Consider the following 7,650-nt stretch of genomic DNA (forward strand, 5'->3'; position numbering starts at 1 on the left):
GATCGTCATCACGGGCGGCGGATGGCCAGACGGCCCTCCGCCGCCCCCATCTGCCCCTGTCCAGGAATATCCCGCCGAAGAGTATCCCGATGACGCGCAAGCTGCTGATCGCCTCCCTCCTGCTCGGCGTCGCGGGCATGGCCCACGCCCGGACGCCCCCCTCCACCGTCGCGGGCAGCAACCGCGCCCTGCCGGCGGAGGCGCGCGCGCAGGCGCTGGTCGCCGCCATGACGCGGGAGGAGAAGCTGGCGATCATCCACGGCTATTTCCCGCCGCTGGCCAAGCCCGCCGAACCCATCGCCATGATCCCGTCGGCAGGGCATATCGTGGGCATCCCCCGCCTCGGCATCCCCACCCTGCGCGAAAGCGACGCCAGCCTGGGCGTCGCCAACCAGGTCGAGCAGCGGAAGGGCGACACGGCGACCGCGCTGCCCGCCAGCCTCGCCACCGCCGCGACCTTCAACCCGGCGCTCGCCTATGCGGGCGGCGCGATGATCGGGGCGGAGGCGCGGGCCAAGAGCTTCAACATCCTGCTCGCGGGCGGCGTCAACCTGACCCGCGATCCGTGGAACGGCCGCAATTTCGAATATCTGGGCGAAGACCCGCTGCTGGCCGGGGTGATGGCGGGCGAGCATATTCGCGGCGTCCAGAGCAACCATATCGTCTCCACCATCAAGCATTTCGCGCTGAATTCGCAGGAAACCGGCCGCACCGTGCTGGACGCCCGCATCGGCAAGGCGGCGCTGCGGGAAAGCGACCTGCTCGCCTTCCAGATCGCGACGGAGATCGGCGATCCCGCCTCCGTCATGTGCGCCTATAACAAGGTGAACGGCGACTATGCGTGCGAGAATGACTGGCTGCTCAACAGCGTCCTGAAACAGGATTGGGGTTACAAGGGCTGGGTCATGTCCGACTGGGGCGCGGTCCATTCGACGGAAAAGGCGGCGCTCGGCGGACTGGATCAGGAATCGGGGCAGGAACTGGACGACGCCATCCATTTCGGCAAGCCGTTCGCGGATGCTCTGAACGCAGGCCGCATCCCTGCGGCGCGGCTGGACGACATGGTGCGGCGCATCCTTTACGGCGTCATCGCCAGCGGCCTGATGGACGACCCGGTGCCGGAAAGCCCGCGCCAGATCGACTATGCCGCCCATGCCGACATCGCCCAGCGCGCCGCGGAGGAGGGCATCGTCCTGCTGAAGAATGAGGGCGACCTGCTGCCGCTCGCCAAGAGCGCGCGGCGGATCGTCCTGATCGGTGGCCATGCCGATGTGGGAGTGCTGTCGGGCGGCGGATCGTCACAGGTCCGCTCCGTCGGCGGGGCGCCGGTCGAAATTCCGCTGACGAAGGGGGCGGCGGCCTCCTTCGCCCGCATGACGTGGCACGCTTCCTCGCCGCTGAACGCGATCCGCGCCCTCGCCCCGCAGGCGGAGGTCAGCTATGTCGACGGCAGCGACCCGCGGGCGGCGGCGGAGGCGGCGCGGCGCGCCGACCTCGCCATCGTCTTCGGCTGGCAATGGCAGACCGAGGCGCAGGATCCCGAAACCATGCGCCTGCCCGATAATCAGGACGCGCTGATCGACGCGGTGGCCACCGCCAACCGCAAGACCATCGTCGTGCTGGAAACGGGCGGCCCGGTGGAGATGCCCTGGATCGCCAGGGTTCCGGCGCTGGTGCAGGCCTGGTATCCCGGCCAGCGCGGCGGCGAAGCCATCGCCAACATCCTCTTCGGCGATGTTGCGCCTTCGGGCCGCCTGCCGATCACCTTCCCGGTGCGCGCCGATCAGGCGCCGCGCCCGGAACCGGCGGGCCTTGCCGAACTGCACGCGGCGGAGGCCCGCCGGGACGCGGGGGACAAGACCAATTACGGCATGACCGGCGGCGTCGCCCCCTTCACCGTCGACTATCCGGAGGGTGCAGAGGTCGGCTATCGCTGGTATGCGATGAAGGGGGTGAAGCCGCTTTTCCCCTTCGGCCATGGCCTGACCTACACCCGTTTCGCCTACGCCAATCTTCAGGTGCAGGACGGCGCGGCCCTGACCGTCAGCTTCGACGTGACCAATGCGGGCAGCCGCCCCGGCGCCGACGTGCCGCAACTCTATGTGCAGGCGCGGGGCAGCGCGGGCATCGCCGCCTGGCGGCTCGCGGGCTTCGACAAGATCAGCCTGTCCCCCGGCGAAACCCGCCGCGTCACCATGACCGTCGACCCGCGCCTGATCGCCCGGTTCGAGGAAGGGAAGGGCTGGCGGCTGGACGGCGGCGACTATGCGCTGGCGGTCGGCCATCATGCGGGCGACGCGACGCTCAAGGGCGTGGCGAAACTCGATGCTTTGAGCCTGAAACCGTGATGAGGCACAGCCCCATCGCATTACGTGCTCCTGCGAAGGCAGGAGCCCAGTTGCGACGGCAGAACTGGGTTCCTGCCTTCGCAGGAACACTCTGTACCTTGCCTCTTGCGTAATCCGCGCGAATAAGCGCCTTCATAACAGGAGACGACATGACCACCGGCCTTTCGCCCGTTTCCCTGACCGCGCTGACGCTCCTGCTCGCCACCGCCGCCACCGCGCAGCAGCAGCCCGCCGCCTCCGTTGCGCATCCCGATCTCTGGCCGAAGGTCGCCGCCCAGCCCAAACGCGACCCCGCCGTCGAACGCCGCGTCGAAGCCCTGCTGAAATCCATGTCGGTGGAGGACAAGGTCGGCCAGATCATTCAGGTCGACATCGGCTCCATCACCCCCGCCGACGTGCGGACATACAAGATCGGCTCGGTCCTGAACGGCGGCAATAGCGGCCCCTATGGCGACGAATATGCCTCCCCCGCCAAATGGCTCCAACTGGCCGACGAATATTATGACGCCTCCATGGCGCGCGCGGACAAAGGCCCGAAAATCCCGATCATCTGGGGCACGGACTCCGTCCACGGCAACAACAACATCGTCGGCGCCACGCTCTTCCCCCACAATATCGGCCTGGGCGCGGCCCGCGACCCCGATCTGATCCGCGAAATCGGCCGCATCACCGCGCTGGAGACGGCGGCGGCGGGCCTGGACTGGACCTTCGCCCCGACGCTGGCGGTGGTGCAGGACGACCGCTGGGGCCGCACCTATGAAAGCTATGGCGAAGAACCGCAGATCGCCGCCGACTATGCGGGCGCGATGATAGAGGGCGTGCAGGGCAGGGTCGGCACCAAGGACTTCCTCGCCCCCGACCATCTCATCGCCACCACCAAGCATTTCCTGGGCGACGGCGGCACCGGCGGCCGCGACCAGGGCGACACCAAAGTGCCCGAAGAGGTGCTGCGCGACGTCCATTTGGGCGGCTACCCCGCCGCCATAGAGGCGGGCACCCAATCGGTCATGGCCAGCTTCTCAAGCTGGAACGGCGAGAAGATGAGCGGCAACGCATCGCTGCTGACCGGGGTGCTGAAGGACCGCATGGGTTTCGACGGCTTCGTCGTCGGCGACTGGAACAGCCATGGCCAGGTGCCGGGCTGCTCCAATGAGGATTGCCCGCAGGCGATCAATGCCGGGCTGGACATGTTCATGTATTCCGGCCCCGGCTGGAAACAGCTTTACGACAATACGCTGCGCGAAGCGAAGGACGGCACGATCCCGGCGGCGCGGCTGGACGACGCGGTGCGCCGCATCCTGCGCGTCAAGGTCCGCGCCGGAACCTTCGACCGGGGTCGCCCCTCCGCCCGCGCCTTCGCGGGTAAGTTCGACGCCATCGGCTCCGCCGATCACCGCGCCGTCGCTCGCCGCGCCGTGCGCGAATCGCTGGTGCTGCTCAAGAATGAGGGCGTCCTGCCGCTCAAGCCCAATGCCGACATCCTCGTCGCGGGGGAGGCTGCCGACAGCATCAGCCAGCAGGCGGGCGGCTGGTCGATCACCTGGCAGGGGATCGACGTCCCCAATTCCGCCTTCCCCAACGCCCAGTCGATCTGGAAGGGGATAGAGGAGGTCGTGAAGGCAGGCGGCGGCACGGCGCGCTACGCCCCCGACGGCCGCTTCACGCAAAGGCCGGACGCCGCCATCCTCGTCTTCGGCGAAAAACCCTATGCCGAATTCAAGGGCGACGTGCCCAATCTGGAATATAGCCCCGGCGACAAGCGCGACCTGGAGACGCTGCGCCGCTTCAAGGCGGCGGGCGTGCCGGTCGTGGCGGTGTTCCTGTCGGGCCGCCCGCTCTGGGTGAATGCGGAACTCAATGCGTCGGACGCCTTCGTCGCCGCCTTCCTGCCCGGCAGCGAGGGCGGCGGCGTGGCCGATCTGCTGTTCGCCGGACCCGACGGCAAGCCGCGCCACGATTTCCGGGGCAAGCTCAGCTTCTCCTGGCCCAAGCGGCCCGACCAATATGTGTTGAACCGCCGCGATCCGGGCTATGACCCGCTCTTCCCCTTCGGCTACGGCCTCAGCTACGCCCGGCCGGGCAAGGTCGGCAAGCTGGACGAAAGCCGCCCCGCGGGCATGGCGGCGGCCACCCCCGGCACCTTCTACGGTCGCGGCCAGACGCCGCCGGGCTGGTCCATAGAGGCGGAGGGCGTCACCCAGAGCGGCGTCGACCGCCGCGCGCAGGAGGACAGCCGCCGCTTCGTCTGGAAGGGGGCAGGGCAGGTGGCCTTCACCGCCCCCCGCGCCGTCGACCTCTCCCGCGAAAGCAACGGCGAAATCAGCCTGGTCGTCGAATACCGGGTGGACGCCAAACCAGCGGGCAGGCTGACCGCTGGCCTGCAAGGCGGCGGCAAGACGGTCGAACTGCCGATAGCAAACAGCATTTCCTCCGCCAGGGCAGGGGAGTGGACCCGGCTCGCCGTCCCGCTGCAATGTTTCGCCAAGCGCGGCGCGGACATGCGGGCCGTCACCGCGCCGCTGGTGCTGCGATCCGACGGCGCGGCCGACATCAGCATCTCCGACGTGAAGCTGGACTATGTCAGCATGCCGATGGACGCCTGCGGCGACGCGGTGCCGGGCGGAGAGTAAGGAAGGCCGTCGATAAGACAGTTTAGGCCCGACCTCTTTGCACAGGATACCCTCCGAAGATCGCGCGTTGACGCCATCGTAAGAGGAGATCGACATGCAGAATGATGGACAGCGCGACGAATCGTCCCAGGATCCGGCGGAGGGCCGCAACGATGTGCCGCCGCCGGAAAAGGGCTCGCCCGGCGGCGAAGCGGATCAGGCCGACGATGAAGCTGCGGAGCGCGTCGAGAAAGCCGAGGACAGCGACCCCAATCCCTTGGCCCCGCCGGTCAACACCGAAGCCGGAAGCTAAGGCAGCGCGGACAAATTCGGAATGTCGGGAAATGCCACTTCCCGTCACCCCGGACGTGATCCGGGGTCCCGCTGCTGCCTTGACCAGGCGCGGACTCAGAAAGAAAGCGGAACCCCGGGTCAAGCCCGGGGTGACGAATAGGCGAATGGCCGCTTCTCGCCCCCAGATCACTCCGGCGAGTCATGCATTTGTCCGCGCCGCCCAGGCCGCACGTTCCTAAATGTCGCATCGAGGTTCGAGGCAAAAAGTCCCAGCACAAGGAAGGAGGGCGCAGGAACATGCTTCCACCCTCCCGACGCCTGATCCGGTCAATCGGAGAGCAACGGGTAACGCAGGCGCCAATCGTCCAGCAGGGTTTCGATCGCGGCGATTTCCTGAAAGGTTCCGATCGGCGCGGCGGCCCAGTTGCAATGCGGATGCGTCGCGCGGCTGTAGAGCCGGATCGGCCCCACCAGCCGGCGCCAATGATGCTTGCTGCGTCCGTGATCGCGCACCAGGCGGGCGACGATCAACTCGACGAGTTTGTCAGCCGTCATTTTCTTTTCCCTCGGCGCAAGGCCATTGTCCCGGCAACGCCAGATAAGCCTCCAACTCGCGCCAGTGCCGATCCCATCCGGGACCGCGCCGTTCCTCCGGCACATGGGCTTCCACCATGCGCCTCGCCCGCGCCACGACATTGTCGCCGGGCGCGCGCAAACGGTCGAGAATGTCCCTGATGCCGTCCGTCATGAAGGTCGCCGCCGCATGCTCTGCTGATAGGGGCAGGAGCGCAGGCCTTCAACCTTCCCGGCGCGCTGGGTCGGCCCGCCCATCAAGCACGCTTTCGGTTCGTCGCGAAGCAGCAACGCCCATCCGCAAAATATGCGTGCTCTATTGTCAATCATTATGATAGAGAATAACTTTGCGGGCAGGAGGTTCTTCCATGCGTCCAAATGCCACCGAACTGATCGCTTCCGCGACGATCCTGACCGTGCCCGGCCTGATGAACAGCGGGCCGGGGCATTGGCAGACGATCTGGGAAGTCGAGCTGCCCCATTGCCGTCGCGCCGAACTGGGCAGTTGGGACGCGCCGCAGCGCAATAGCTGGATCGGCCATCTCAACCATGCAATCGATCGCATCGACGGGCCGGTCATCCTCGCGGCCCACAGCCTGGGATGTCATGCCGTTGCCTGGTGGGCCGCGTTCGAATGCCGGGAATGGAGCGAGAAGATCGCCGGAGCCTTGCTCGTCGCCCCGCCAGAACTCGATTCGGGCGCCGTCGATCCGCGCTTGCGCGGTTTCGCGCCTACGCCCAAGGCGTTGCTGCCTTTCCCCTCGATCCTCGTCGCCAGTCGCAACGATCCCTATATCTCGTTCGGTCGGGCGCGGCTGCTTGCGCAATTCTGGGGCAGCCGCTTCGCCGATGCGGGGGAGGCGGGGCACATCAACGCCGATTCAGCGCTGGGCGACTGGGCATTCGGACGGTTCCTGCTCTCCCGCCTCGGCCAACCATTCGAAGAACAGGACATGGATAGCCAGCAGATCGCCGGAGAGCGGGAACGCAGCGCGGAGGCGACCCTGCTCTACGGCGTCTGACCTGGCGGGGATCGCCATCGGCCTGATCAAAGCCGGATCTTCATCCCCAGACGTATCGTCCGTGGCTCGACCACCCGGCTGAGCCGCCCTTCCTGCGGGCCGGCCGCGTCGAAGGCTGGAATATAGGATTCGTAATGATAAGCGATGTCCTTGTCCCGGCTGTCGAAGATATTGAGCAGCTCCCCGTAAAGCTCGATCCGCTTGCCCTTCCACGCGCCGCGGGCGCTGACGATGGTGCTGCCCTTGTCCCGCGCGCTATTGTCCTCGATCAGCGGATAAGGCCCCAGATGCCGCAACCGCAGGCTCGTCTCCCAGCGCCCCAGCACGACCGCCGCGCCCGCCGAGGCGGCATTTTCGAACGCATTGGGAATTCGGTCCCCATTGTCGTAGCGCGAATGGCTGGCGGTGTAGTTGCCGTCCAGCGCCAGCCAGGGCAGCGGCCGCCAGAAGGCGACGATCTCATAGCCGTGCCGCCTGCTGGCGCCGGTCGGCTCGACCGCGTTGCTGTCGCCGACGAAGCGCAGTTCGCTGCCGACATTCAGCCACCAATAGGTCGCGGTCAGGCTGGCCGAACCGATCTGGACGCGTCCGCCCAGTTCCTTCCCCGTGCCGCGCACCAGCAACGGGACCGGTGTGTCGACATTCACCGCCCCGCGCACGTCGTTGCTGTGGAAACCCCGGCCCCAATTGGCGTAGAGTTCCAGCATGGGCGCTAGCCTGTAGGCCAGCGAAGCCTTGGGCGACAACAGGCTGTCCGATCCCTCGCCCTCGCCCAGCGCGGCGGCGGCGGCGTCCCTGGCCCGC

At 67.3% G+C, this 7,650-nt stretch carries 7 protein-coding genes (1 of these 7 only partly in view); 4 read left to right on the forward strand and 3 right to left on the reverse strand.

From position 1 onward, the window contains the following. Nucleotides 1-89 precede the first annotated feature (89 nt). The 3 genes from Sj15T_RS18590 (at nt 90) to Sj15T_RS18600 (ending at nt 5,270) form a co-directional block, all read left to right on the forward strand. Nucleotides 90-2,348: a glycoside hydrolase family 3 protein gene (locus tag Sj15T_RS18590; protein WP_013053836.1), complete on the forward strand. Its 2,259-nt coding sequence runs from the start codon at nt 90-92 to the stop codon at nt 2,346-2,348. 149 nt (nt 2,349-2,497) lie between these two features. Further along, complete coding sequence (locus tag Sj15T_RS18595) at nt 2,498-4,978, forward strand: exo 1,3/1,4-beta-D-glucan glucohydrolase (protein ID WP_013053837.1); 2,481 nt, start codon at nt 2,498-2,500, stop codon at nt 4,976-4,978. Nucleotides 4,979-5,072: 94 nt separating this feature from the next. Further along, nucleotides 5,073-5,270, forward strand: coding sequence for a hypothetical protein (locus Sj15T_RS18600; RefSeq protein ID WP_013053838.1), 198 nt, complete (start codon nt 5,073-5,075; stop codon nt 5,268-5,270). A 308-nt stretch (nt 5,271-5,578) separates the two neighbouring features. On the opposite strand, the gene Sj15T_RS18605 is transcribed toward Sj15T_RS18600, so the two are convergent. Further along, on the reverse strand, nt 5,579-5,806 hold the full coding sequence (locus tag Sj15T_RS18605) for a hypothetical protein (RefSeq protein WP_013053839.1): 228 nt from the start codon (nt 5,804-5,806) through the stop codon (nt 5,579-5,581). Next, nucleotides 5,796-5,999, reverse strand: a complete 204-nt coding sequence (locus Sj15T_RS18610) for a hypothetical protein (RefSeq protein WP_013053840.1) — start codon at nt 5,997-5,999, stop codon at nt 5,796-5,798. The genes Sj15T_RS18605 and Sj15T_RS18610 overlap by 11 nt, the downstream gene beginning before the upstream one ends. A 193-nt stretch (nt 6,000-6,192) precedes the next feature. On the opposite strand from Sj15T_RS18610, the gene Sj15T_RS18615 reads away from it, so the two are divergent. Beyond that, entirely contained in the window at nt 6,193-6,846 is a 654-nt protein-coding gene (locus Sj15T_RS18615; protein WP_013053841.1) for an alpha/beta hydrolase, read from the forward strand. A 26-nt stretch (nt 6,847-6,872) separates the two neighbouring features. Here the strand turns inward: Sj15T_RS18615 and Sj15T_RS18620 are convergent, their stop codons facing one another. Further along, on the reverse strand, nt 6,873-7,650 hold the 3' end of the coding sequence (locus tag Sj15T_RS18620) for a TonB-dependent receptor (protein ID WP_013053842.1). It continues 1,208 nt past the right edge of the window; 778 of the gene's 1,986 nt are visible here — the last part of the coding sequence; its start codon lies off the right edge, out of view — the gene reads right to left on this strand; the stop codon is at nt 6,873-6,875.

It is taken from the genome of Sphingobium sp. TA15 (assembly GCF_037101235.1).
Lineage (GTDB): Bacteria > Pseudomonadota > Alphaproteobacteria > Sphingomonadales > Sphingomonadaceae > Sphingobium > Sphingobium indicum.

Bases quoted from the DNA above. Each gene is read 5' to 3' on its own strand.
- Sj15T_RS18595 (WP_013053837.1), top strand. From the start codon at position 2,498: ATGACCACCGGCCTTTCGCCCGTTTCCCTGACCGCGCTGACGCTCCTG.
- Sj15T_RS18605 (WP_013053839.1), bottom strand. From the start codon at position 5,806: ATGACGGCTGACAAACTCGTCGAGTTGATCGTCGCCCGCCTGGTGCGC.
- Sj15T_RS18600 (WP_013053838.1), top strand. From the start codon at position 5,073: ATGCAGAATGATGGACAGCGCGACGAATCGTCCCAGGATCCGGCGGAG.
- Sj15T_RS18590 (WP_013053836.1), top strand. From the start codon at position 90: ATGACGCGCAAGCTGCTGATCGCCTCCCTCCTGCTCGGCGTCGCGGGC.
- Sj15T_RS18615 (WP_013053841.1), top strand. From the start codon at position 6,193: ATGCGTCCAAATGCCACCGAACTGATCGCTTCCGCGACGATCCTGACC.
- Sj15T_RS18610 (WP_013053840.1), bottom strand. From the start codon at position 5,999: ATGACGGACGGCATCAGGGACATTCTCGACCGTTTGCGCGCGCCCGGC.